This is a genomic window from Streptomyces sp. NPDC002138, from assembly GCF_040296485.1.
Taxonomy (GTDB): Bacteria; Actinomycetota; Actinomycetes; order Streptomycetales; family Streptomycetaceae; genus Streptomyces.
On the sequence record NZ_JBEOXE010000021.1, the window covers coordinates 53,216 to 77,530 of the forward strand.

Annotated in this window: 25 protein-coding genes; 13 read left to right on the forward strand and 12 right to left on the reverse strand. The window is 72.0% G+C overall.

The window, feature by feature from the left end; genetic code table 11:
• Positions 1 to 22: 22 nt before the first annotated feature.
• Positions 23 to 820 carry a hypothetical protein gene (locus tag ABT084_RS16130; protein WP_351043486.1) on the reverse strand — a complete coding sequence of 266 codons (798 nt, stop codon included), beginning with the start codon at positions 818 to 820 and terminating at the stop codon, positions 23 to 25.
• A 176-nt stretch (positions 821 to 996) separates the two neighbouring features.
• Between ABT084_RS16130 and ABT084_RS16135 the strand changes: the two genes are divergently transcribed.
• A complete protein-coding gene (locus ABT084_RS16135; RefSeq protein WP_351043490.1) occupies positions 997 to 1,842 on the forward strand; it encodes an NAD(P)H-binding protein in 846 nt (281 codons plus the stop codon).
• Between the two features lie 508 nt (positions 1,843 to 2,350).
• Positions 2,351 to 4,261, forward strand: coding sequence for an endonuclease/exonuclease/phosphatase family protein (locus tag ABT084_RS16140; protein WP_351043493.1), 1,911 nt, complete (start codon positions 2,351 to 2,353; stop codon positions 4,259 to 4,261).
• Positions 4,262 to 4,355: 94 nt separating this feature from the next.
• Here ABT084_RS16140 and ABT084_RS16145 read toward each other — a convergent pair whose 3' ends face one another.
• Both ABT084_RS16145 and ABT084_RS16150 read right to left on the reverse strand, forming a co-directional pair.
• Positions 4,356 to 4,691, reverse strand: a complete 336-nt coding sequence (locus tag ABT084_RS16145) for an arsenate reductase/protein-tyrosine-phosphatase family protein (protein ID WP_351043495.1) — start codon at positions 4,689 to 4,691, stop codon at positions 4,356 to 4,358.
• Between the two features lie 255 nt (positions 4,692 to 4,946).
• Positions 4,947 to 5,420, reverse strand: coding sequence for a MarR family winged helix-turn-helix transcriptional regulator (locus tag ABT084_RS16150; protein ID WP_351043498.1), 474 nt, complete (start codon positions 5,418 to 5,420; stop codon positions 4,947 to 4,949).
• 127 nt (positions 5,421 to 5,547) lie between these two features.
• Between ABT084_RS16150 and ABT084_RS16155 the strand changes: the two genes are divergently transcribed.
• Together ABT084_RS16155 and ABT084_RS16160 are read left to right on the forward strand one after the other, a co-directional pair.
• A complete protein-coding gene (locus tag ABT084_RS16155) occupies positions 5,548 to 5,958 on the forward strand; it encodes an organic hydroperoxide resistance protein (RefSeq protein ID WP_351043500.1) in 411 nt (136 codons plus the stop codon).
• Between the two features lie 277 nt (positions 5,959 to 6,235).
• Complete coding sequence (locus ABT084_RS16160) at positions 6,236 to 7,891, forward strand: Ig-like domain-containing protein (RefSeq protein WP_351043503.1); 1,656 nt, start codon at positions 6,236 to 6,238, stop codon at positions 7,889 to 7,891.
• A 131-nt stretch (positions 7,892 to 8,022) separates the two neighbouring features.
• Here the strand turns inward: ABT084_RS16160 and ABT084_RS16165 are convergent, their stop codons facing one another.
• The 3 genes from ABT084_RS16165 to ABT084_RS16175 form a co-directional block, all read right to left on the reverse strand.
• Entirely contained in the window at positions 8,023 to 8,361 is a 339-nt protein-coding gene (locus ABT084_RS16165) for a hypothetical protein (protein WP_351043506.1), read from the reverse strand.
• 50 nt (positions 8,362 to 8,411) lie between these two features.
• On the reverse strand, positions 8,412 to 9,227 hold the full coding sequence (locus ABT084_RS16170; protein ID WP_351043509.1) for a S1 family peptidase: 816 nt from the start codon (positions 9,225 to 9,227) through the stop codon (positions 8,412 to 8,414).
• Between the two features lie 136 nt (positions 9,228 to 9,363).
• Complete coding sequence (locus tag ABT084_RS16175) at positions 9,364 to 9,747, reverse strand: TetR-like C-terminal domain-containing protein (RefSeq protein ID WP_351043512.1); 384 nt, start codon at positions 9,745 to 9,747, stop codon at positions 9,364 to 9,366.
• Between the two features lie 6 nt (positions 9,748 to 9,753).
• On the opposite strand from ABT084_RS16175, the gene ABT084_RS16180 reads away from it, so the two are divergent.
• On the forward strand, positions 9,754 to 10,281 hold the full coding sequence (locus ABT084_RS16180; RefSeq protein WP_351043515.1) for an alpha/beta hydrolase family protein: 528 nt from the start codon (positions 9,754 to 9,756) through the stop codon (positions 10,279 to 10,281).
• On the opposite strand, the gene ABT084_RS16185 is transcribed toward ABT084_RS16180, so the two are convergent.
• On the reverse strand, positions 10,235 to 10,828 hold the full coding sequence (locus ABT084_RS16185; RefSeq protein WP_351043518.1) for a TetR/AcrR family transcriptional regulator: 594 nt from the start codon (positions 10,826 to 10,828) through the stop codon (positions 10,235 to 10,237). The genes ABT084_RS16180 and ABT084_RS16185 overlap by 47 nt on opposite strands.
• Before the next feature lie 63 nt (positions 10,829 to 10,891).
• On the opposite strand from ABT084_RS16185, the gene ABT084_RS16190 reads away from it, so the two are divergent.
• Positions 10,892 to 11,377 carry an SRPBCC family protein gene (locus tag ABT084_RS16190; RefSeq protein ID WP_351043521.1) on the forward strand — a complete coding sequence of 162 codons (486 nt, stop codon included), beginning with the start codon at positions 10,892 to 10,894 and terminating at the stop codon, positions 11,375 to 11,377.
• Here the strand turns inward: ABT084_RS16190 and ABT084_RS16195 are convergent.
• The gene (locus tag ABT084_RS16195) at positions 11,374 to 12,000 is read right to left on the reverse strand and encodes a P-loop nucleotide/nucleoside kinase family protein (RefSeq protein ID WP_351043524.1); all 627 of its coding nucleotides are present in this window, start codon (positions 11,998 to 12,000) and stop codon (positions 11,374 to 11,376) included. The two genes, ABT084_RS16190 and ABT084_RS16195, sit on opposite strands and share 4 nt — an antisense overlap.
• 193 nt (positions 12,001 to 12,193) lie before the next feature.
• Between ABT084_RS16195 and ABT084_RS16200 the strand changes: the two genes are divergently transcribed.
• Both ABT084_RS16200 and dmpI read left to right on the forward strand, forming a co-directional pair.
• Positions 12,194 to 13,084, forward strand: coding sequence for a LysR family transcriptional regulator (locus ABT084_RS16200; RefSeq protein ID WP_351043526.1), 891 nt, complete (start codon positions 12,194 to 12,196; stop codon positions 13,082 to 13,084).
• Between the two features lie 115 nt (positions 13,085 to 13,199).
• A complete protein-coding gene (dmpI, locus tag ABT084_RS16205; protein WP_351043529.1) occupies positions 13,200 to 13,382 on the forward strand; it encodes a 4-oxalocrotonate tautomerase DmpI in 183 nt (60 codons plus the stop codon).
• 140 nt (positions 13,383 to 13,522) lie between these two features.
• Here dmpI and ABT084_RS16210 read toward each other — a convergent pair whose 3' ends face one another.
• A complete protein-coding gene (locus tag ABT084_RS16210) occupies positions 13,523 to 14,185 on the reverse strand; it encodes a deoxynucleoside kinase (protein WP_351043531.1) in 663 nt (220 codons plus the stop codon).
• Between the two features lie 342 nt (positions 14,186 to 14,527).
• Here ABT084_RS16210 and ABT084_RS16215 point away from each other — a divergent pair, with 342 nt between their 5' ends.
• Both ABT084_RS16215 and ABT084_RS16220 read left to right on the forward strand, forming a co-directional pair.
• On the forward strand, positions 14,528 to 15,094 hold the full coding sequence (locus ABT084_RS16215) for a PadR family transcriptional regulator (RefSeq protein WP_351043533.1): 567 nt from the start codon (positions 14,528 to 14,530) through the stop codon (positions 15,092 to 15,094).
• Positions 15,095 to 15,179: 85 nt separating this feature from the next.
• Positions 15,180 to 16,904: an acyl-CoA dehydrogenase family protein gene (locus ABT084_RS16220; protein ID WP_351043535.1), complete on the forward strand. Its 1,725-nt coding sequence runs from the start codon at positions 15,180 to 15,182 to the stop codon at positions 16,902 to 16,904.
• 81 nt (positions 16,905 to 16,985) lie between these two features.
• On the opposite strand, the gene ABT084_RS16225 is transcribed toward ABT084_RS16220, so the two are convergent.
• Positions 16,986 to 17,600 (reverse strand): hypothetical protein, encoded by a 615-nt coding sequence (locus ABT084_RS16225; RefSeq protein WP_351043538.1) that lies wholly within the window; start codon positions 17,598 to 17,600, stop codon positions 16,986 to 16,988.
• Between the two features lie 188 nt (positions 17,601 to 17,788).
• Here ABT084_RS16225 and ABT084_RS16230 point away from each other — a divergent pair, with 188 nt between their 5' ends.
• Entirely contained in the window at positions 17,789 to 19,093 is a 1,305-nt protein-coding gene (locus ABT084_RS16230) for a cytochrome P450 family protein (protein ID WP_351043541.1), read from the forward strand.
• Positions 19,094 to 19,167: 74 nt separating this feature from the next.
• The gene (locus ABT084_RS16235; RefSeq protein WP_351043543.1) at positions 19,168 to 20,202 is read left to right on the forward strand and encodes an amidohydrolase family protein; all 1,035 of its coding nucleotides are present in this window, start codon (positions 19,168 to 19,170) and stop codon (positions 20,200 to 20,202) included.
• A 109-nt stretch (positions 20,203 to 20,311) separates the two neighbouring features.
• On the opposite strand, the gene ABT084_RS16240 is transcribed toward ABT084_RS16235, so the two are convergent.
• A complete protein-coding gene (locus ABT084_RS16240; protein ID WP_351043546.1) occupies positions 20,312 to 21,781 on the reverse strand; it encodes an MFS transporter in 1,470 nt (489 codons plus the stop codon).
• A 259-nt stretch (positions 21,782 to 22,040) separates the two neighbouring features.
• Positions 22,041 to 22,994: a PI-PLC domain-containing protein gene (locus tag ABT084_RS16245; RefSeq protein WP_351043549.1), complete on the reverse strand. Its 954-nt coding sequence runs from the start codon at positions 22,992 to 22,994 to the stop codon at positions 22,041 to 22,043.
• A gap of 466 nt (positions 22,995 to 23,460) precedes the next feature.
• Between ABT084_RS16245 and ABT084_RS16250 the strand changes: the two genes are divergently transcribed.
• Positions 23,461 to 23,886, forward strand: a complete 426-nt coding sequence (locus tag ABT084_RS16250; protein WP_351043552.1) for a YjbQ family protein — start codon at positions 23,461 to 23,463, stop codon at positions 23,884 to 23,886.
• Positions 23,887 to 24,315 lie beyond the last annotated feature (429 nt).

A 24,315-nucleotide genomic window follows, 5' to 3' on the forward strand; every position in this document is an offset into this window, starting at 1 on the left:
ACCCCGGCACCACTCGCCCTGCTCACTTGTGACCCTCCGCGCCACCGAAATCGAATCCCCTGCCCAGCCAGTCCAAGACCTTCGTCTCGGGCGCGTCGCCGCGCATCCCGTCCGCCAGGCGCGGATCACCCGTCATGATCTCCCGCGCCAGGCGCTCGGCCTGCGCGTGGGGGGCCTCGTCGGTGACCTGCCGTATCATCCCGAACTCGCCCGTTCGGCGCAGCGGGCCGTCGGGCGCGGGATCGGGCTCGTACTCCACGAGGAAGAGGCGCACCTCGTCCGGAACATGCGGCGACGACCATACGGCGCCGAGTTCGAACCCCCGGTCGGCGAGCCGGTCCGCGTCGGCACGCAGGAGGTCGCCGAGCACCCGGGCCACGCTCTGGGCAGGCCATTCCCAGCCGAAGTCCGTCGTGGCCCGCTCCACTTCGGCGTCGTACTGCGCCGCGGCGAACCGGTACTCGCCCTCCCACGACGGGTGGAGGTCTTCGTTCTCCTTCCACTCCCAGACCACCACGTCACCGTCGCGCCGCATCGTGACGTCGATCAGGGAATGACACCCGCACGCCGTCGCCATCTCGATGACCTGCGGCCGCCTCCCCACGGCGAACGGCCCGTCGGGGACGAGCCAGCGGCGCGCGTCGCCACAGACCGCCACGTGGTCCTGCCCGATGACGTCCACCCCGTTGATCAGCGGCCGGACCTCGGGCATCCCCTCCCCGTCGCGCTCATGGGGATCCGCGGGGATCACTCGAATACCGAAAATATCCAGACGTTCGCTCATTTCCCCACCTTCACCCGCTGCCGCGCCGACTGTCACCGCACTTTTCTCCGGCAGGGGTACTTTCCGCCACCTCCCGGGACATCCGGCCGGTATGAACCGGCCTTCGCTCAACGGGGTTACCGCTTCGCGGAGCTCGACAACCTCGGGTGGAGCCGTGGGAGCCGTGCTATGGTCTGAGTAAGTCAGCCGACTAACTCACTTAGGGGAACGCGATGATCGTAGTAACGGGCGCGACCGGCAACATCGGACGGACCTTGGTGGCGCTGCTGGCCGAGGCGGGCGAGGACGTCCTGGCCGTCTCGCGCCGTCCGCGGCCCGAAGGGCTCCCCGCCGGGGTGCGGCACGCCCAGGCCGACATCGGCGACAGTGCGAGCATGCGACCCGCCCTCGAGGGCGCCGACGCCCTCTTCCTCCTGCTGGGCGGCGAGCTCAACGGTCACGGCGAAGACCCGAATGCCCTGATCGACGTGGCCCTGGGTGCAGGAGTCAAGCGGCTCGTTTTGGTCTCCTCCCAGATCAACTCCACCCGCCCCGAGGCTCTTTCACACACCCGGCTGCGCGCATTCGAAGCCGCCATACGGGCATCCGGAGTGGACTTCACGATCCTGCGCCCGGGTGGATTCGCCTCCAACGCCTTCGCCTGGGCGGAGACGGTCCGCACCAAGCGCACGGTCTTCGCGCCGTTCGGCGACGTGCCCCTGCCCGTCGTCGACCCGGCGGACATCGCCGCGGTCGCCGCGGCCGCGCTGCGCGAGGAGGGGCACGCGGGTCGTACGTACGAACTGACCGGACCCGAGGCCATCACCCCGCGCGAGCAAGCCGCGGCGATCTCCCGGGCCTTGGGTGAGGAAGTCGCCTTCGTGGAGCTGTCCCGCGCGCAAGCGCACGCCCACATGGCGCAGTTCATGCCCGAAGAGGTCATCGACGGCACCCTGGACGTCCTCGGCGTCCCGCTGCCGGCCGAGCAGGTGATCAGTCCCGAGACGGAGAGCGTCCTCGGCCGTCCGGCGCGGCCCTTCGGGCAGTGGGTCGCGCGCAACCTCCCGGCCTTCCGGTAGTTGGTCGGCGCAGCCGGTCGCCCGCTGCCGACTGCCGACTGCCGACTGCCGACTGCCGACTGCCGACTGCCGACTGCCGACTGCCGACCGTTATCACGGCGGGCCCGCGCCCCGCCACGCCCCTTTTCCCCTTCCCGCCGCAGGGCCCGGAATAAGGACAACGGCGGCCCGAGTTTCCGGAGTTCCACCGGATCCGGTGAAGCGCCAGGCCGGACGCTGTGTGGGGGTGATGCGGGGGAGTGGGTGCCGGATCACCGAATCGAGCGTACGTACGAACGCCATCGTTCCGTTCCTGCTGGCCAGCCGCCCGGCGACCGGCGCGCGACGCGGCGTGCCGAAGAGGGGCCGGATATCGATGGCCCCTGAACCGATTGAGCACGATCTTCCGTCTCATGGCACCGACAGGCCGGTGACCGCCCGTTCGACGCCCCGTGCGCGACGCGACCCGGTAGCGCATCGGCAGTCCCCCGCGCCGCCCGGCGCGAGGGCCCACGAGGGAGGCGCGATCGTGCGTAGAGACAACCGCCCACAGAGCCCGCGGACCACGAAGACGCGACGACAGCCACGGCGGTGGATCATCGCCCTGGTCGCCGTACTGAGCGCGACGGCGGCCCTGCTGACCGTTCCGCTGACCGCCGCGCCCGCGCACGCGGTCGACCGCGACGGCAGCTCGCCGTTCGCCACGTACAACATGCACGGCTCGGACAACGGCGCGCGGTGGACTTCGGAAGTCCAATCACTCGTCGCGAACCACCCCGTGGTGATGCTGCAGGAGGCGGGCAGTGGGCCACCCGCGGCGGTGGACGACCGCCGGACCAATTACCGGGAGATGCGGATCACTCCGAGCCGTGACCCCCAGCCCAGCAGCTACACGCTCTCGACCTGGGCGGGTGGGCCGCGGCACGAGAACCGCTTCGTGTACTACCTGCAGACCGACCCCCGCAGGATCAGCGGAACCAACGACGACACCTGGGTCGGCGGCCAGATGAACCTGGCGACGGTCACCGACACCCAGGCCCATGAGGTCCACGTCCTGGAGAACCAGTACTACGACCCGGATCCCAACGCCCCCAACAACCGCTACCGGGCACGCCCCTTGCTCGGACTGCGGTTCGGCAACACCTGGTACTGGAACACGCACGCCCGCGGCGAGGACGTGACCGCGGACGCGACCAGGCAAGGACTGCTCGACCAGGTCCGCACCTTCATGGCCGGCGCCGAACAGCGCGGCCGGAACTGGGTCCTGGCCGGCGACTACAACGTGAACATCCTCAACCGCGACAACGACCAGGCCCGCCAGTCACTGCACCTGCGCGCCGGCGAGACCCTGCTGCGCACCGGCCAGCCGACCTTCATCAACGGCGACCGTCCCAGCGAGCTGGACTACGCGGTCGCCGGCGGTCTGCCCGGCGGCTTCACCGCGAGCCGCTCGGACGGCGCGGGATCCGACCACGTGGCCGTCACCTTCGCGCGGACACCACCACCCGTGGCGCAGAACCGTCCCGCACACGTCTTCGCCACCAGGCTGGCCACGCCCAACGGCAACTCGCTGCGCGAGAACGCGAACAGCTCGATGGAGATCGGCAGCCCCGGCAACGACGACCGCGACACCTGGATCCTCTCCACCAACGGCAACGGCTCCACCCACAACCTGCAGAACCGCGCCACCCACCACTGCATCGCGGCCCCGACGGGCACCCGCCGGGGCACGTCCTCCCAGGTCGTCGTCGGCGACTGCGCCGACCCGCGAGCGCAGTGGACGATCAGCCACCTCGAGGACGACCCCGCGTGGAACGGCGACAACGGGGGACCGCAGCGCTGGCAGAACGTGGCCTTCCCCGGGATGTGCCTCACCCCCTCCAACAAGCAGGTGACCGTGGAACCCTGCACCGAGGACCCCGCCCAGCGCTGGTGGGAGACCTCCGCCGCACTGCCCAAGGACTGGCCGACGACCACCGGCAACGTACGCCTGGAGAACTCGGCTCTCGGCACCCGCCTTCGACGCTCCGGCGCGGTGCCCGGCACCGGGGTCTACACGGCGCAGACACCGCCCTGGTGGTGGTGGGTCTACTGGCTGGCCTACGAGCAGAAGGACTTCGGCTGGAACATCCAGCGGATCGACACGGGCGACAACCTGGTCCGCCTCCAGAGCATGGACGGCGACAACCGGTGCCTGGGCGCCCGCGACGAGCACGCCACCTCGGCAACGGATGCCGTGCTGCGCACGTGTGACGACGCGCGCGGCGTCGACGCGGCCGGCCAGCGCTGGCTGGCCGAGACCTACGCGGGCGGCACCGTCCGCTACCGCAACGAGGCCAACCACCTCTGCCTCCTGGCCCCGCCCGCCGTCACCGGCTACGCCACGCTCGTCGCCTGCAACGACATCCCGTCCGAGCGCTGGAGCGTGGTGAACCCGTGACCCCGTAACCCCGTGGCCCTATGAACCGTGACCCCGTGGACCCCCTCTCGGACGTCCGAGAGGGGGTGCCGGGGCTACGGCGTACGCGGACCGGTCACGCCCCGGCCTCGATGCCGAGCTCGGGGAGCAGGACGCGGACGCGTCGTTCGATCTCGTCGCGGATCGGCCGGACCGCCTCGACTCCCTGGCTGGCCGGGTCCTCCAGCTGCCAGTCCAGGTACCGCTTGCCGGGAAAGCACGGGCAGGCGTCCCTCATCGCGTCCACCACGGCCGCGTTGACGCTGTCGGCCGGTGCGGAGCCGGCGGAGCGGACCTGGACGCGGTCGCCGCCGAGGTGACTGAGGAAGGCGGCGGCCATCTGGGAGCGGCCCGCGTTGTGGACGCAGACGAACAGCACGGACGGCGTGGCGGACGTGGCGGAGGTGCTCATGAGGTCAGGGCGCTTTCATCGGGGGAGCGGAGAGGAGCAGCCTGTCGCTGCCTGCCGTGGGGGAGGGGGCTCCGGCTCCGGCGCCTGCCTCGTGCACGGAGTGGGGGCGGCCGAAGCGAGATCATCCGAAGCGAGATCATCCGAAGCGGAGCTGACCATCTCCTTCGCCGCTGCTCATGTCGAAAGGCGGGGACGCCCGTACCGCGGCCGTCCGCGTCGGCGGGTCCGCGGGCTTCGAGGGCCCCGAGGCGCCCCCTAGACCTGCGGAACCGCGGCGTCCAGAGCGGCGGTGAGCCGGCGCAGGCGGTCCTGGAGGTCACGGATCTCGCCGAGCTCGAAGCCGGTCGCGGCGGCGATGCGCCGGGGGACCTCGACGGCCCGGGCGCGCAGGGCCGTACCGGCCCCGGTCAGCCGCGCGTGCACGGACCGCTCGTCCTCGGCGCTGCGCTCGCGGGAGATCAGGCCGGCCGCCTCGAGGCGCTTGAGCAAGGGGGAGAGCGTTCCCGAATCGAGCCGCAGGTGCTGTCCGAGCTGCTTGACGGGCATCTCGCCGTGCTCCCAGAGCACCAGCATGACCAGGTACTGCGGGTAGGTCAGGCCGAGGTCCTTCAGGACGACGCGGTAGAGGCCCCCGAAGGCGCGGTTCGCCGCGCCGAGCGCGAAGCAGATCTGGCCGTCGAGGCGGAGGAAGTCCTGGTCGGAGAGGGTGTCGATCGGCTGCTCGGTCATGGGACCCAGTGTACCCGGGGCCCCCCTGTCAGCAACTGAATTGTGCACAACTCAATTGTGTGCCATATTGATGGAGCGAGGTCACCGACCGATGGCCCCGCCTCCGCCTTTGAGAGGAACCACCGAGATGGACGCGATCTACACCGCTGTCGCCACCGCCAACGGCCGCGAAGGCCGTGCCGTCAGCACCGACGGTCAGATCGACCTCGCGCTGGCCATGCCCCCGGCCCTCGGCGGGAACGGTCAGGGCACCAACCCCGAGCAGCTCTTCGCGGCGGGCTACGCGGCCTGCTTCGCCAGCGCCCTCGGGCTGGTCGGCCGCCAGGCCAAGGTCGACACCAGCGACATCTCCGTGACCGCCGAGGTCTCCATCGGCAAGGACGGCGCGGGCTTCGGACTAGCCGTCGTCCTGCGGGTGGAGCTGCCCGACGCCCTGGACGGCGAGACCGGCGCGCTGCTCGTCAAGCAGGCGCACGAGGTCTGCCCCTACTCCCGCGCCACCCGCGGCAACATCTCCGTCGAGCTCGTCGTCGAGTAGTCGCCGGCCTTCGCAGTCGCCGGTCCCTCGCGGTCCTTCACGAGCGGCCGTCCCCACCGTCCGTCCGACGCACCCGTGGTGCGAGCGGAACGGGCGGTGGGGGCGGCCGCTTTGGCGTTCAGTCGCTTTGGCGTTCAGCGGCGCCCGGAGCCGGGGCCGCCGCCACGCCTTCCATCCGTCCCTCATCAGTCCCTCATCCGTCCCTGTGCGCAAGAGCGTTGGCCCCTCCGGAAGGCGCATGGCATCTGCCAGGTGAGACAGCTTGTTCTCACCGTAGATGAGCGGCTCCCTGCCCAGGTCGCGGACGGCCGTCGTCATCGGCGCGGCCGGACTCCTCGTCGCCCTGGTGGCGCCGCTCACCGCGGCCGCCGACCCCGCCGCCGCGGCCGGACCCTGCGGCCCCGCGGGCGTCTTCACCGCCTCGCCGCCCAGCTGTACGTACGCCACCCCCGGCACCGACGTCTTCACCGTCCCGGCGGGAGTGCGCTCCCTGGCCGTCGACCTGTACGGGGCCGAAGGCGGCAGCGCGGCCGGATTCGTCGCCCCGAACCCGCCGAACGCGGGCGCCCCCGGCGGTCTCGGCGGCCGGACCAGCGCGACCCTGGCCGTCACCCCCGGCCAGACCATCCAGATCACCCGGGGCGGCGTCGGCAGCTCCGGCACCTCCCGCCACGGCGAATACGCACGCCCCGGCGGCACCGGCCACGGCTCCGGCGGCGGCGGTGCCCACGGCGGCGGCGGCTCCGGCGGCGGCGCCACCGACCTGCGCACCGGTGACTTCGGAGCGGCCGACCGGATCCTGGTGGCCGGCGGCGGGGGCGGCGCCGGCGCCGGCAACGGCGGCCCCCTGCTGCGCGGCGGCAACGGCGGCGGGCTCACCGGCGAGGACGGCGGCCAGGGCGGCGGACCCGAGCTCTCCGGCGCCGGCGGTACGGGCGGTACGCAGACCACGCCCGGCACCGGCACCCGCACCTCCCCGCTCGGCGGTCCGGGCGGCAACGCGAGCGACATCGACCAGTACACCGGCCTGCCCAACCCGGGCAGCGGCGGTACGGGCGGCAACGGCGCCCGTGGCGGCAACGGCGGAGGCGGCGGTGGCAGCGGCTACGCGGCCCCGGCGACGGCCGGCGTCCAGGACGCCTCCCTGCTGCCCGGGATCCAGCACGGCGACGGCAAGGCGGTCCTCTCGTTCCGCTTCGGCACGTCCACCTCGCTCGTCGCGGACACCTCCACACCGCTCTTCGGGCACGCCGTCGCCCTGACCGCGACCGTGGACTCCGCGAACCCCCTCGCGGCCACCCCGGGCGGCAGCGTCACGTTCTCGGACGGGGCCACCCCGCTCGCCACCGTGCCCCTCGCCGCCGGAACCGCCCGCTTCACCACCAGTGCGCTGCGCCCCGGAGCCCACCGGATCAGCGCCGCGTACACGGCGGACGCCGACCACACGGCCAGCGCCACGGCCCAACCGGCCGAGCTCACCGTCGGGTTCAGCCGGCCCTGCACCACGACGGCCTCCCGCGGTCCGCTGACCGTGGCGGCCGGACAGTCGCTCTGCATCGGCCCCGGCGGCAGTCAGACCGGCCCGGTGACCGTCCGGCCCGGAGGAGCGCTCGCCGTGTCGGACGGCAGGATCGCCGGTCCGCTGTCCGCCGACGGCGCGCTCGCCGTGTCCGTCTGCGGATCGCGGCTGACCGGCCCGGTCGGCGTCCGCGCCACCAGCGGTTCCGTGCTGATCGGCGCGGGTCCGGATGCGGGGGCAGTGGACTGCGCGGGCAACACCCTCACCGGTCCGGTCTCCGTGGTGGGCAACACCGGAGGCGTCGAGCTCTCGGCCGACCGGATCACCGGACCGCTGAGCTGCGAAGCCAACGCACCGGCGCCGCGCGTCGTCGCCACCACCGTCGTCGGACCCCGGTCCGGCCAGTGCCGATGACCGGGGGAGCCGCCCGCGGCCTGTAGTGAACGCGCTGGCCGCGGCCGTCCGTTGACGGCCGCGACCAGCGCGTCCCTTCGCGGCGGCCTTCTACGGGACGCCGCCGCCCCGCGTCATCCGGGCGCCCCGCGTCATCTGCCGTGCGTCACGGGCCCGCCCGGTCGAAGAGCTGTCCGTACCCGGTGACTCCGTATCCGGCGACTCCGTGGGCCGGGCTCCTGCCCCAGTTGGCTGAGCGTGTCGTCGAACCACGGCGGATCCACGAGGGCGAGCCGCCCGGCGCCCAGGACGCGCAGCGCTTCGACGGCGGCCGCGCAGGTGGCGACCACGGGGAGCCCCTGGGTCCGCCCCTCCAGCCGGGCCGGCATGTGCGCCTCGCCCCGCGGCCCGATGGCGTACGCGGAACTGGTGAAGGCGAACGCGATCGCCGCCACCGGCGAGGCCGACAGGAGGGCGGCGGCGTCGTCCACCCGCGGGGGCTCCGCAACGCCGCTCGTCCCCCGTCGGCACCCGTCGTGGGTCAGGAATTGCGCTTGATGGTCTTGCGGATCCAGTCCGCGTAGGCGGGCACGTTGCCGTAGAGGCCCGGCCCGGCGGAGCAGACGACCCCGGGGGCGCCCGGGCCCGACGTGGTTCCGATGAGCTCCCAGCGGCCGTTCCGGCCCTTCTGGAGCTGCGGACCGCCGGAGTCCCCGAAGCACGCCATCGCGTCGGGTACACGGCTGATCGTGCACAAGCGGGTCCGGTCCGCGTAGCCAGGGGCGCACTCGGCTTCGGCGCCCCGGCGCGTATCGAGCTCCTGCATGCGCGGCGCGAAGGTGAACGAGGAGTCGACGGTGGTGCCGAAGCCCAGGATCCGGGTCGGGGTACCGGGCCGCCCGGGCCGCTCCGCGATCCGGACGGGCTGCTCGGTGACCGGGCGGTCGAGGCGGACCAGCGCGATGTCGTCCTTGTTCGCGGCCCGGCCTTCACCGTTGACGTAGCCGGGGTGGACGACGGTCCGCTCGATGGCCCGCACGGTTCCCCCGGACTTCCGCTGCTCGCTGCCGATCCGGACGGTGCCTTCCAGTTGGAGGCCGTCGCCCTGGACGCAGTGGGCCGCCGTCAGCACCCACTGCGCGTCGATCAGGGAGGCCCCGCACGTGCCGTCGAGCACCCCCTGCTCGGGGGCCGACTCCGGGATCGTCGCCATGAACGGGTAACGCTCGGTGGAATCACGGCCGTTGACGATCGCTTCGGCGCTGCCGGTCATCAAGGTGGCGCACGTCGCGACGGCGAGGGCGCCGACGAGCGTGGTGTGTGCCGTGCGGCGGCGAACCGACTTCAAGCTGAACACAAGGGTTCCTTCCCTGAGAAATCCGGACGTGTCCACCCTGCTCGTGCGTGATCCACCGGGCCATCCGGGTAACGGGCCCGCGTGCGGTGGGGCTACCCCCACCCTCCGCGGCCGGGGGATCGGGCCTGGTCCGGGCTCAGGCCGGGCGCGGCGCGGGCGCGCCGCCGAGGAGGCGGTCCACGAGGAGTTCCGGGTAGCCGGAGGCCGGCGGGTCGATGCCGAAGATCGCCCGCAGACAGAGCGGTGCGACGAGCTGGTCGAGGATCTGATCGAGCGGCGGGGGAGTCTCACCGCGGGCGGTGGCGCGCTCGCGGATGCGCTCGATCGCGCCGATGCGGCGCTCGAACTGCCGCGCGCGTTTACCCTGGGCCGGGGCGCTCCGCGGCATCGACAGGGCGACCGCCCGGATGAGCAGGCGCCCTTCGGGCGTGCGGATGCTCGCGACGCCCGCTTCAGCGTCGAGCGCGGGTACACCGTCCTGACCTTCGACGGCCCCGGACAGCCCGGCCCCCGTCACCACCAGGGCATGGTCTTCTTCCGCTCTGACTGGCAGAGGGTCATCACCCCGGTCGTCGACTTCGCCGAAACGCTGCCGGAGGTCGACAACGACCGCATCGCGCTCCTCGGCAGCAGCATGGGCGGCGTACTCGCCCCCAGGGCGGCCGCCTTCGAGCACCGCCTCGCCGCCCTGATCGGCGTCGACGGCGTCTACGACCGCCAGATATCCGTCCGCACCATCCCCGGCGACCGCGACCAGGCCGAACGGCTCCTGCGCGCGGACTCCGCACCCGAACTCGACGCGCAATTCGAGCAGATCATGCCCCAGGACGCCACCGCCCGGTGGGCCGTCAACCACGGGATGTACGTGATGGGTGTCGACACCCCCCGCGCCTTCAGCGCCTCCTACCTCGACCACACGCTCGACGGCGGCATCGCCGAGCTGATCCAGTGCCCCACCGACGGTGATCCTCAGCTACCTCCCGTGACCCCCCGCGCCCCGGCGGCGGTCACGGCCGGGCGGCGGGCAACAGGGCCGCCGCGCACTCCTCGGTGAGGTCCTCGGCGTAGGGAGGCAGTGGCTCCTCGGCGCGCAGGTGGCGGCGGACCACGGACAACGGCAGGTCGATCAGGGCCAGGACGACGCGGTCGTGGTCCCGGGGATCCGCCGCGCCGAGGGCTTCGGTGAGGGTGCGGAGGGAGCCGAACACGCGCTGGTTTCCCAGGTCGGCGCGCTGCCCGTGTTCGTCGGCCCAGTCGGCGCGGCCGAACTCCGCGGCGCCGTAGAGGAGGAGCGAGGCTTCCTGCGCGTGGGCGCGGCTCCAGGAGACGACGTGCCGGGCGGCCGCGCGGGCGGCCGCCCGCGGGTCGGGGTCGCTGCCGAGCGCGGCGAGGTACCCCTTCTGGAAGCGCCCCACGGTACGCAGCCACACCTCGGCGAGCAGCGCCGTACGGCCGGGAAAGCGGTGGTACATGGACCCGCTCGGTGCGCCGATCGCCTGGGCGACGGCGGACATGGTCACGCCCGCCGGCCCGGCGGAGGCCGCCAGTCGGACGGCGGCGTCGAGGATCTGGTCGGTGTCGAAGCGGGGTGGTCTCGCCATGAATCAGAGAGTACCCTCCAGATTATTAGAGGATGGTCTCTAATAACCTCGAAGGGAGGACGCATGGGCGTCTACAACGTGCACGAACGCCTGCTGGCCGCCAAGGAGGGTGCCGTGGGCGCGCTCATCGACGGCCTCTCCGGCGGCGAGGCGGACCGGCTCTGGCCGCACCCGGACTGGCCCGCGATGGAGTTCGACCGTCCGCTGACGGCCGGTGCGACCGGCGGCCACGGCCCGGTCCGCTACACGGTCACCTCGTACGTGCCCGGGACCTGGGTCCGCTTCGCTTTCAGTGGGCCGCGCGGATTCCACGGCTTCCACGAGTACGCGGTGGTACCCGTCGACGAGGAACGCACCGTGCTGCGGCACACCCTCGCGATGAGGGCCGGCGGCCTGGCGCGCCTGACCTGGCCCCTGGCCTTCCGCCACCTGCACGACGCCTGCTTGGAGGACAGCCTGGACCGCGCCGAGCTCGCCTGCACGGGCACGGTGGCCCGCCCGGCCCGCTGGACGCCGTACGTACGCCTGCTCCGCGCGCTCGCGCGCTAGATCGTCCCTCTCGGATCCTGCGTCCGTGGCGGCCGGCCGTCGAACCGCACCGACGTGGCGCGCAGGTCCCGCACCGTGCGGTCGAGCAGGACCATGGAGCTGATGCCGGGCGTCGCGGACAGGCCGTCGCGCTCGACGCGCGCCAGCAGCCTCGCCAGTCCCCGCTGGTGGATGCCGAAGACGCGGGGGGAGGCGAGCCGGCGGCGGGCGTGCTGTCCGGACAGGGCCTCGTGGGGACCGACGTCGAGGACCACCATGTGCACGGGACGCCCCGACCGGTTCGCCGTACGGGCGAGCCATCGGCGCAGCCACGCCCTGCTGCCGCAGTCGTGTATGAGCACGGGACGGCCACGCCTCATCTCGGCGCGTATCAGGCCCATGTGACGCAGCCGCGCCCAGGGCCGGTACGCCTTGTAGGGGAGCCAGTCCGGCATCCGCGCCTCGAAGGCCGTACGGGTCGCGCGCGGATCGAGGACGGTGGCCGCCGGGGACCACGCGCGGAGCAGGGTGCTCTTCCCGCTGCCGGGAAGTCCGGCGACGACGACCGCCGCGTTCGCCGGGTAGGCCAGCCTCACCGCGCTGTCGGTCCGGCCCCGCAGGTCGACGACTCCGCGGGGGGCCATCTCGACGTCCCGGAGCCCTGTGGTCGGTCGGCCGGCTACGCGGCGATGGTGCAAAGTGCTCACAGGTGACAGGCCGCCCGGGGGAGAGGAAGAGGAGACTCCGAGGCTACGCGACCCGCCCGCCGGGCCGTCCGCAGGCCACCTCCCCACACGGCCGGACGGTCGTCCGACGGCGACGGTTTACAGTCGGCGGATGGAACTGCGTCAGCTGAGCTACTTCGTCACCGTCGCCGAGGAATTGCACTTCGGCCGTGCCGCTGACCGGCTGCACATCGTCCAGTCGGCGGTCAGCCAGCAAGTGCGGCGGCTGGAGAAGGAGTTGGGAGCCGCCCTCTTCGACCGCTCGCCGCGCCACGTCCGGCTCACCGGCGCGGGGGAGCGGCTGCTGCCCGAGGCGCGGGCCGTGCTCGCCGCCGCCGAGCGGGCCAGGGCCTCCGTCCGGGAACGGACCACCCTGCGCCTCGGTACCAGTACGGGCCTCGGCGCACACCTGGACCGCGTGCTCGGCGACCTGGCAGTCCTCGCCCCCGGCACCGCGGTGGAGCTGGTCTCGGCCGCGACCCGCGACCGCCTGGCGCAGGTCGCGGACGGCCGTCTCGACGCCGCGTTCATCCGTTCCCTGGAGCCCGCCCCGGGCGTGCGGATCCTGCCGCTGTGGGAAGACCCCCTGGTGGCGGCCCTCCCGGCAGGTCATCCGCTCGCCCGTGAGAAGGAACTGGCCGTCGCCGACCTGGCCGGTCTGCGGCTCTGCATCACCGCCCGCCGCAACCACCCGGCCCTGGTCGACCTGGTGGTCGGGGCCTGCCACGCGGCGGGTTTCGAGCCGCTGCCCGGCCCGGTCGGCGGCTCGCTCCAGGACACCCTCGCCACCATCGGCGCCGGCGCCGTACCCATGTGGACCGTGGTCTACGCCGCCCACGCACGCGCGCTGCACAGCCCCCGGGTCGCCTTCCGCCCATTCCGTGGCGCGGGCCTCGCCCTGCCCACCGGCCTGGCCGTCCACCGCGAGCGCCCGCCCGCCACGCTCGACGTCCTTCTGAAGGTGCTCACCGCCCTCCCGACCAGCAACGATCACGAGAGCTGATCGCTGCTGTCGCGGTCTGCTCCTTGGTCGGGCAGCCCGGATCCGATGGACTGGGGTCACGCCGGTGAGCGACCCGGAAAGACCGGGAAACCGCCGCTGACAAGGGAGTTCGGTCATGCCCATCGTCACCATTCAGCAGGGTCCCCGCGGCATCGAGCTGAAGCGCGAGCTCGTCAAGCGGGTCACGGACGCCTTCGTCGACGCGTACAAGATCCCGGCGGAGACCGTCCAGGTGTGGATCCACGAGGTCCCGGCGGACAGCTGGGGGGCGGCCGGCACGCTCATCGCCGACAAGTAGGCCGGTCGGCGCCGGGCGTCACCGAGGCGATCCGGTTCCGGCAGGCGGTGGTCCCCACCGGGCGCCGCATCGCCGCCGCCGGAGACCCGCGACCTCGCGCGGGCCGGCGGACGGCTGAGGTGTGTCAGGCGTGAGGTGTGTCAGGCGCGGAGCCGGGCCGCCGCCAGGGCGTCCTTCACCTCGCGCACCACGCGCGCCGCGTCCTCGGGGTTGTTCACCACGTCCGTGTGGTTCATGTCGATGACGAGGACTTCGCTGGCCGAGTAGTGCTTGTGCACCCAGTCGTCGTAGCCGGACCACAGCGTCCGGTAGTACTCGATGAGCGTCTCGTCCTGCTCGAACTCGCGGCCCCGCAGGCCGATGCGGTGCAGCACCGTCTCGAAGTCCGCCTTGAGGTAGAGCATGAGATCGGGTGCCTTGCGGTACGGCAGGCCGTCGATCTCGCGCATCATCTCGTTGAGCAGTCCCTCGTACACCCGCATCTCGAGGGAGCTGATCCGCCCCAGGTCGTGATTGACCTTGGCGAAGTACCAGTCCTCGTAGATGGACCGGTCCAGGACGTTGTCGCCCCGCTTGTACGCCTCCTTGATGGAGGCGAACCGCGTCTGCAGGAAGTACAGCTGAAGCAGGAAGGGGTACCGCTTCGCCTGGATCTCCTCGGGGCTCGCCGTGTAGAAGAGGGGAAGGATCGGGTTGTCTTCCACGCTCTCGTAGAAGACGTCGCTGCCCAGCTCCTTCGCCAGCAGTTCGGCCACGCTCGTCTTGCCGATGCCGATCATGCCTCCGACGCAGATCACTGGCATTCCTCACTTCTCCCTGGGGGTCTTCTACTCGTGGGCGGTCGGGCGCGCGGGTGGGCTGGGCACCCCGCACCACCGAGACGGACGACGGCGGTCAGCCGGGTCCGTCGACCGGTCGGCCCGACCGTTCCACGGTGGCCGTACACAGTGACGAGCCACCGCCCCGAGGCCGCCTTGAAGCATAAATCACGCCTCGCCCGGCTCCGGCCAGAGCGCCGGCACCCACCTCACCCGCCTCACCCGCCACTCCCGCCTCCCCCGTCTCACCGCCGGATCGGGGTGAGCCACGTCTCACCCCGGCCGTGCCACTTGTCTATGCAACGAAGTGCATAGAAAGATCGCAGCATGGCGCTCGAACACGCGATCCTCGTCTCCCTGCTGGAGAAGCCCGGCTCCGGCTATGAGCTGGCCCGGCGCTTCGACCGGTCCATCGGATACTTCTGGACCGCCACCCACCAGCAGATCTACCGCGTGCTCAAGCGCATGGCGGGCGAGGGCCTGCTGGCCGTCCGCGACGTGCCGCAACAGGGCCGTCCCGACAAGAAGGAGTACGCGGTCGCCGATCCCGGCCGCGCCGCCCTCTCCGAGTGGCTGCACGAACCGATCGAACCCGAGAGCCTCCGGCACGACCTCGCCGTGAAGATCCGCGGTGCGGCCTTCGACGACCCGGCCGCGCTGGTCCGCGAGGTCGAGCGGCACCGCCGGGTGCACGGCGAACGGCTCGCCCACTACCTCGCCGGCGAGCTGCGCGACTTCACCGGACCCGAGGCCCCGGCACCGCTCGACACCGGTCAGGAACTCCAGCACGTCGTCCTGCGCGGCGGCATCGCGTACGAGCGGATGACGATCGCCTGGCTGGACGACGTACTCGCCACGGTCCACCGCCTCGGCGCGGCACACCCCCGCGGCTGAAGCCGGCCGTCACCCCCCCTCGCACCGCGCGCACCCCTCACACCTCTCGCTCCCCTCGAATCGATTCCTCGGAAGGCGGACCTCCATGGCCGACGCCCTGCTCTTCAACCCGCGCACCTACGACCCGGCACACTTCGACCCCGAGACCCGCAGGCTGCTGCGCGCCACCGTCGACTGGTTCGAGGAGCGTGGCAAGCGCAGGCTGATCGAGGACTACCAGTCCCGCGCCTGGCTGGGGGACTTCCTGGCCTTCGCGGCCAAGGAGGGCCTGTTCGCCACCTTCCTCACCCCCGCCGCCTCCGCCGCCGACGGCAACGGCGACCAGCGCTGGGACACGGCCCGGATCGCCGCCCTCAACGAGATCTTCGGGTTCTACGGCCTCGACTACTGGTACGCCTGGCAGGTGACCATCCTCGGCCTCGGCCCGGTCTGGCAGAGCGAGAACGCCGCCGCGCGCGACCGGGCGGCCGAACTCCTCGCCCAGGGCGAGGTGTTCGCCTTCGGTCTGTCCGAGAAGACGCACGGCGCGGACATCTACTCGACCGACATGCTGCTGGAGCCCGACGGTGACGGAGGCTTCCGGGCCACCGGCTCGAAGTACTACATCGGCAACGGAAACGCCGCCGGCCTGGTCTCCGTCTTCGGCCGTCGCACCGACATCGAGGGCCCGGACGGGTACGTCTTCTTCGCGGCCGACAGCCGGCACCCGGCCTACCACCTCGTCAAGAACGTCGTCGACTCCTCGAAGTACGTCAGCGAATTCCGCCTCGAGGACTACCCGGTGGCCGCCGCGGACGTCCTGCACACCGGTCGCGCCGCGTTCGACGCCGCCCTCAACACGGTCAACGTGGGCAAGTTCAACCTCTGCACCGCCTCGATCGGCATCTGCGAGCACGCGATGTACGAGGCCGTCACCCACGCGCAGAACCGCATCCTCTACGGCCGTCCCGTCACCGCCTTCCCGCACGTGCGCCGCGAGCTGGCGGACGCGTACGTCCGTCTCGTCGGCATGAAGCTGTTCAGCGACCGCGCCGTCGACTACTTCCGCTCCGCCGGCCCCGACGACCGCCGCTACCTGCTCTTCAACCCGATGACGAAGATGAAGGTGACCACGGAGGGCGAGAAGGTCATCGACCTGATGTGGGACGTCATCGCGGCCAAGGGCTTCGAGAAGGACACCTACTTCGCCCAGGCCGCCGTCGAGATCCGCGGGCTGCCCAAGCTGGAGGGCACGGTCCACGTCAACCTCGCGCTGATCCTCAAGTTCATGCGCAACCACCTGCTGGCCCCGGCCGATTACGCGCCCGTCCCGACCCGGCGCGACGCGGCCGACGACGCGTTCCTCTTCCGGCAGGGCCCCGCCCGCGGCCTGGGATCCGTACGCTTCCACGACTGGCGCCCCGCCTACGACGCGTACGCCGCGGTGCCGAACGTCGCCCGCTTCCGCGAACAGGCCGACGCCCTCTGCGCGTTCGTGACCACTGCCGCGCCCGACGAGGAGCAGAGCCGCGACCTCGACCTGCTGCTCGCCGTCGGCCAGCTGTTCGCGCTGGTCGTCCACGGCCAGCTGATCCTCGAGCAGGCGCGCCTGACGGAGCTGGACGAGGACGTGCTGGACGAGCTGTTCTCCGTCCTCGTACGGGACTTCTCGGCGCACGCGGTCGAGTTGCACGGCAAGGACTCCGCCACCGCCGAACAGCAGGACTGGGCGCTGGGCGCGGTCCGGCGTCCGGTGATCGACGCGGCGCGTTCGGCGCGGGTGTGGGAGCGCGTGGAGGCGCTGTCCGGGACGTACGAGATGGCCCCGTAAGCACGTAGCCGCAGTCGGCACCGGAGCGGGGCGGCCCCGGTCAGGGGCCGCCCCGCTCCCGGCTTTCGTCCGGCAGCGCCGTCAGGGGGACGGGGACGGGGGCGGCGGCGGGGACGGGGATGGGGGCGGGGGCGGCTTCGGCCGGGTGGTCCCGGGGAGGCAGGTGATCGCCGGGTTGTACGTCGCGAACGTCCCCGCGGGGTTCTTCTTCCAGAGCCACAGATGCAGGGCGTAGTGGATCGGCTGGCCGGGGAAGTGGCCGAGGTGCGGCCCGGTGAAGGAACGGCCGAACAGCTTGGGGCGGTCCTGGTCGGTCGTCGCGTCCTGGTCGCGGTCGTAGACGACCCATTGGACGCCGACGAGGCGTTTGCCCCCGCGCCCGTCGTCCTCGTAGAAGAGCGCGGCGGGCTTCGCCGGGTCGACGGAGTTGTCGTAGGCGTGGTTGAAGTGCGGGTAGCCGAGAGCGCCCGATCCCGCCCGGTCCTCGATGCAGTACTTGTCCGGGACGTAGCCCGCCTTCACCGCGAGGGCGTGCTGCTGGAACGGGGCGGTCGCGCGGTAGGCGGTCGCGCGGTCGGTGTCGGCCCTGCCGGTGCCGGTGCCGGCAGGGGAGGCGGAGGCGGAGGCCGGGGCGGTGACGGCCGCCAGGGCGAGGGCGGCGGCCGCCGCGAGGGCCGGGACGGGACTGCGGACCATGCGCTGACTCCTCGGTGGCGGGCTCGTAGCGAGCAGGATGTCCCCGGCCCGTCGGCCCCGCCACACGGCCGGACCGGACGGCTGACCCCCTGCCTCGAACGCACCAAGGACCGTTTCGCGAGCGGCCCCCGGGGGGAACGGTGTCCCGTCCACAGAACACCGATGTGACGCCACGGAGGACGCGGAACATGACGCAGGAGAAGGCGGTACCGGCCAGCGGCGAAACGCTGCAGGACCTCGTGTCGGCCGTGTCCCGGGGGGCGCCGGAATTCCGGGCGTGCCCCTTTCCGGCCTACGCCGCCCTGCGCGAGCAGGATCCGGTCTGCCGGCTGACGCCTCCGCACGGGGTCGAGACGTATCTCATCACCCGCTACGACGACGCCCGTGACGCCCTGTCGGACCGGCGCTTCAGCAAGAACATGCGCGGGGCCATCGACACCTACCACGCCGTCTTCGGCAGCTTCTTCGACGCGTTGGACGACAACGTCCTCTTCTCGGACCCGCCCCGCCACACCCGGCTCCGCCGCGTCCTCAGGAGCGCCTTCACCCCCCTGCGGGTGGAGGAGATGCGACCGAGGATCACGGAGATCACCGAGGGCCTCCTGAGGGAATGCCGCAAGAACAACACGGTCGACCTGATGTCCTCCCTGGCGTTCCCCCTTCCCATCGCCGTGCTGTGCGAGCTGATGGGGATCGAGGAGGCCGACCGGCCCGAGATCCTGGAACAGTTCGGGGTGGTGACGCGGTCCAGGTTCAACCCCAAGCTCAAGGCGGAACTCAAGGCGGCCGAGGCGTGGCTGCAGAAGCGGCTGGGGCAGCTCGTCTCGCACAGGCGGGCCAACCCGTCGGACTGCTTCCTCAGCGACCTCATCACCGCGGAGGAAGCCCTTGACGACGCGGATCTCGTCGCGTCGATGTGGGTGCTGTTCTTCGCCGGGCACAAGACCACGGCGTTCCAGATCGGAAACTCCGTCCTCGGCCTCCTCCTCCACCCCGATCAGCTGGAGAAGCTCCGCAGGGACCCGTCGCTGATCCCCGGCGCGGTCGAGGAATTCGTACGGTACGAGGGATCGGTGGAGACCTCGACGTTCCGGTACGCGGCCGAGGAGGCCGAGATCGGGGGAACCGTGATCCCCAAGGGCGCGCTCGTGCAGATCGCCCTTTCCTCAGCGAACCGGGACGAGGAGAAGTTCGAGTCCGCCGACGTCCTGGACGTGACGCGCGAGGGGATCCGGGGCACGCACCTGGGATTCGGGCACGGGACGCACTACTGCCTGGGGGCCCCGCTGGCGCGGCTCGAACTCGAGATCGCGCTGGGCTGCCTCCTGCGGGAGTTCCCCGAGATGGAGCTGGCAGCCGAGGAGGAGAGCGGGGGCGTCTGGCTCAAGGGCCCCGTCGCGGCGTTCCGGGGGCTCGAGCGGCTGCGGGTCGTCCTGGAACCGTCGCGACCGGCCGGCGATCTCGAAATGAGCCCGACGGTCTCCGTCAAGTAAACCCTCGGGCAAACCGTCAGGTAAGCGGTCAGGTAAGCCGTCAAGCAAACGAGACCGACGGGTGGTGGAGTGGCATGCCGAATTCCAGGAACGCCGGCGAACGCGTGCACGCGACAGGGGGTGAAGCGCCTCCCGTCCATGACCGCGGTCACGCGACGCAGCCGAAGATCGACATACACCACCACTTCTGCGCACCGGAATGGCGTGAGTGGGCCGTACAGCACGGGCTGATCGATCCGGCGCAGCTGCCCCGGTGGGCGAACCTCGGCGCCGAGGACGCGGTCCGCTTCATGGACCGCGCGGGGATCGAGACCGCCGTGCTCAAGCCCATGCTGCCGGCGCGCTACCGGTCATCGGCGCAGTTGCGCGAAGCCATCAACATCACCCTGCGCTCGATGATGAACGTGGCGCAGGCCTACCCGGCCCGGTTCTCGTTCTACGTCCCGCTCTTCCTGGACGACCTCGAGGCTTCCTCGTGGGCCGTGCGCCGCGGACTCGGCCAACTCGGCGCCGTCGGCGTGAACGTGACGGCCAACTACGGGGGCGTGTACCTGGGAGATCCCGCCTACGACCCGATCTTCGCCGAGCTGAACGAGTTCTCGGCCGTCGTGGACACCCATCCGCACCATCTGCCGGGTGGCAGGCCGGGGGCGATGACGGTCCCGGGCATCCCCAACTTCATGTGCGACTTCCTGCTGGACACCACGCGAGCCGCCGTCAACATGATCAGCAAGCGGACGCTGGACCGCTTCCCCGACATCTCCGTGATCCTGCCCCACGCCGGCGGCTTCCTGCCGTACATCGCCCCTCGTCTGCAGGCTCTCGGGCGGTTCTGTGACCCGCCGGTCGACCCGGGCGCCGTCAGCCACCATCTGCGGCGCTTCTACTACGACACGGCGGGCCCCATGGCCCCGGCCGCGACGCTCCTGGCCCACGTCCCCGCCGACCGCATCCTCTTCGGCACCGACTGGCCCGCCGCGCCCGAGGACACCGTGATGGACTTGGCGCTCCCCGCTCTGGAGGCGGACCCGGCCTTCACTCCCGAGCAACTGCGGGGGATCTACCGCGAGAACGCCCTGAGCCTGATCCCGCAGCTGGCCACGGTCTGACCTCGACGGGGCCCCGACCGGCTGCCTGACCGAACCCCGCGCCGCCATCGGGCGCGGGGTTCGGCGTGTACGGGTCCGGCGTGTACGAGTACGGGGGGCCAAGGAGCGGTTACTCCGGCCCGCCGGGCGTGGGGCCGGGGACCGCCGGGGTGGGGCGGCCGGGGAGGAAGAGGGAGCCGAAGGCCGCGCAGGCGGTGAAGAGTGCCGCGAAGAGGAAGGCGCGGCCGTAGCCGGCGGTGAGGGCCTGCACGCCGGGGCTGACGTGGCCGCCGGCGGTGTGGGAGGCGATGGCCGCGAGGATCGCGAGGCCGAGCGCGCCGCCGACCTGGCGGGAGGTGTTCACCAGGCCGGAGGCCAGTCCCGCTTCGCGCCGGTCGATGCCGGTGGTGGCCGCGGCGGTGACGGGCAGCATCGCCAGCCCCAGACCGAGGGCGCAGAGCACGAAGGGTGATGCCACGTCGGTGGTGAAGGTGCCGCCGACGGCGATGCGCGACAGCCACAGGAAGCCGAAGGTGCTGAGGGCCATACCGGTGAGCAGCAGGGGGCGCGGACCGGTGCGGCGGACCAGGTGCGTGGAGGTCCGGGCGCCGACGATGACCGCGAGGCAGCCGGGCAGGAAGCACAGGCCGGTCTTGAGGGCGCTGAAGCCGAGGACCTGCTGCGTGTACAGGGAGAGCAGGAACCACATCGCGAACATCGCGGAGCCCAGCCCGATCATGACCAGGTTGGCGATGGCCAGCGTACGGCGGCGCAGGACGGCGAGCGGGACCAGCGGGGCGGCGACCTTCGACTCGATGCCGACGAAGGCGGCCAGGAACACCGTGCCGAGGGCGAGGGCCGCCCAGACGTGGGGGGAGGCCCAGGAGGAGCTCTCCGTGGAGATGATCCCGTAGACGAGCGCGGTCAGGCCGACGGTGACCGACAGCGCGCCGGGCAGGTCCAGGCGGCTCAGGCCGCCGCGGCTGCCGTGCGCGGCGGGCGCGTAGAAGAGGGCGGCGCCGAGGATGGCGATCCCGATGGGAACGTTGACGAAGAAGACCCAGCGCCAGCCGGTGTACTCGGTCAGCAGCCCGCCGACCAGCGCGCCGGCCGCGCCGCCCACGCCGTTGACCGAGCTCCACGCGCCCATCGCGCGCGTGCGGGCGCGGGGCTCGGTGAAGGTGGTCATGATCATCGTCAGGGTGGCGGGGGCGAGGACCGCGCCCCCGATGCCCTGGACCGCTCGGGCCGCGATCAGCGTCGCGCCGTCGGAGGCGAGTCCGCAGGCGAGCGACGCGGCGGTGAAGGTGCAGAGACCGGCCAGGAAGGTGCGCCGGGCGCCGACCAGATCGGCGGCCCGGCCGCCCAGGAGCAGCAGCCCGGCGAAGCCGAGGGTGTAGGCGTTGACGATCCACTGCTGCCCGGCCGGGCTCAGGCCGAGGGAGGCCTTGATGTCCGGGAGGGCCACGTTCACGATCGAGACGTCCAGCACGACCATGAACTGGGCCGCGCAGGCGATCACCAGGATCATCGCCGTCCACGCGCCGGGGCGCGTGGACGGTCCGGGTTCGGTGCTGAGCACGGGCGGAGCACTGGGCATGGAGTTCCTCAGGGGCAGGGGAGGGATGCGGGTCGGGAACAAACCCGACCGAATATCTGCCCCCGCACAGCACCGCCGTCACAGCCGCGCGGCAACCGGGTGACCGACCGCGACCGGGTGACCGACCGCGACCGGGGAAGGGCCGTCGGCCGGAATCCCGGCCGCCGGCCCCGAGGGGCCCTGGGCACAGGGCGGTACGAGCCCGCCCGAGCCCGCCCGAGCCTGGCCCGAGGCCAGCCACTACCTGAACATGCGGCCCCTACCTGAACATGCGGTCACCGCTGGTGGCCATGCGGTGGGTGGTGCCGTGACGGTTCACCCAGTCGCGGATGAGGTTGATGGCGTTGGCGCACTGCCAGCTGTCGTCGTACTCACGCACACCGGTGAAGGCGCCGTAGCCCGCGATGATGCCGTCCACGCGCGCGTCGCCCAGCAGCTTGTCGACGTACCACGGGTCGTTGTAGGTGGTCGTCCAGGACAGGGTGGCCGCGAGCTGACCGGCGGCGCGGTCCCCGGCGCCCTTCTTCAGCTCCGCGCAGGTGTTCCAGGTGGCTTCCGTGCAGTTGCCGAACCCCTTGGTGATGTCGGAGTCGCCGTAGTCCATCGCGCGGTGACCGGCCGGGAATCCGGAACCGGACCGGTTGAAGGCGGCCTGGGCCTGATCGCGGGTCCCGGTCGTGGTGATGCCCTCCAGGCTGCCGAGCTTGCCCTCCAGGCTCTTCCAGCCCCGGCCGCCGATGTCCGGAGTGCTGCCGCCGTGGTATTCGAAGAATCCGTAGATCACCTGGATGCCGGCAGCGGTCAGCCTCTGCGCCTTGTCACGGAGTCCGGCGACGCTGCACCCCCGGTTCTCCTTCTCCCCGCAGTAGTTCGGGTCCTTGATGTCCAGCCAGACCACCGCCAGCCGGCGCCCTGCGTCGGCGTGGGCGACGATGCGGTCGATCATGCTGTCGAAGCTGGGTCCCAGCCGGTTCTCACCGGCCGAGGAGCAGTCGTGGTAGGCGCGCCATTCGTTCGGGTTCCACCACGCGCAGACGTCGATCTCGATGCCGTTGGCGCCGTGCTTGAGCGCGGCGTCCACGCCGTTCAGGGTGTCGACCCGGTGCGCGATGGCGTAGATCGCCTGGCGCTGGTCGGCCGCGGCCGCCGGTGTCGTACCGAGCGTGGTGGCGCCGAGGATCGCGCACAGCGCCGCCACCAGCGCCAGTAACATCCGCGGGCCGGAGCCCTGTCGGAGAGGAGTGGTCAAGGAAGGTGCTCCTTCGTGTCGGCGTCCTGAAGCCGGACGGTCGATCTCGCCCACCGCGTGTTGAGATGTGATGAATGGGTGATTAACGAGATACGGGCAAGGGCCATGATCGGCTGGGCCGCCCCTTCTGTGCCCCCTCGGCCGTCATCCTGGCCCGATATCACCAACCGCCCGCGCTCCTCCTCCGCTCGGCCCGAGACCGCGAAGCGCGACAAGAGCGGCGCTCACAAGGAAATCTGGAGGAACCCACCTTCCTCTGCTCCGCCGCGGCTTCCGGCCTCCGTGGTTCCGGAGAGACACCGGTGATTGGCGGGAACGGGTCATCCGGTGTGAGCGCCCGGGCCGCGTGACCGCCGAACCGCCCGGCGGCAGCCGGGACCGAACCGCGCCGTGGACTCGATCGGCCGGGACCAAGGGCGAGGATGGGCCCATGGCTGACACCTTCATCTCGCGCACCCTCGACCTCACCACCGGGGACCGGGAGGCCGTCTACGACCTGACCGCCGACTGCGCCGCATTCCTCGGGGAGGTGGCGCGGGGCCGCAGCGGGCTGCTCAACATCTTCACCCCGCACGCCACGGCCGGGCTCGCGGTCATCGAGACGGGAGCGGGCAGTGACGAGGACCTCCTCGCCGCCCTCCACTCCCTGCTGCCCGCCGACGACCGCTGGCGGCACCGCCACGGTTCCCCCGGCCATGGGCGCGACCACGTACTGCCCGCGATCGTGCCGCCCCACGCGACGCTCCCCGTGATCGACGGCGTGCTGGAACTCGGCACCTGGCAGTCCGTCACCCTGGTCGACACCAACCGGGACAACCCGCGCCGCCAGGTCCGGCTGTCGTTCCTGGCGGGCTGACCCGGCAGGGCGGCAGCGGGGATGGCGCCCGCCCGGGGCCGGCCCCCACGGCCTCCGCCGGCCGGCAGCTCACCGCGGGAGGTCTGTTCCCGCTGCCCGCCACCCTGCCCGTCACCTCGGTCGGCGTGCTCGTCCTGCTCTCACCGCCGGTCGCCGCGGTGCCCGGCGCCATCGTGCTCGGCCAGGTCTTCGGTCCGGTGCGGCTCCTGGGCTTCGTGCTCGCTCTCGCCGTGATCGTCGCGGGGACGGCTGCCCGCCCGCGGCGCCCTCACCCGCGGGCGCTCCCACGGCTGAGACCTCGCTCCGGCGTCCCGTTCGCCTCCAGATGACCACCATGCCCACGAGCAGGATCAACAGGCCCGCGGCCACGATCGCGGCCTTCGTGAGGTAGTCGAGGACGAGGTGGTGGACCAGGCCGTCCGCTTCGCC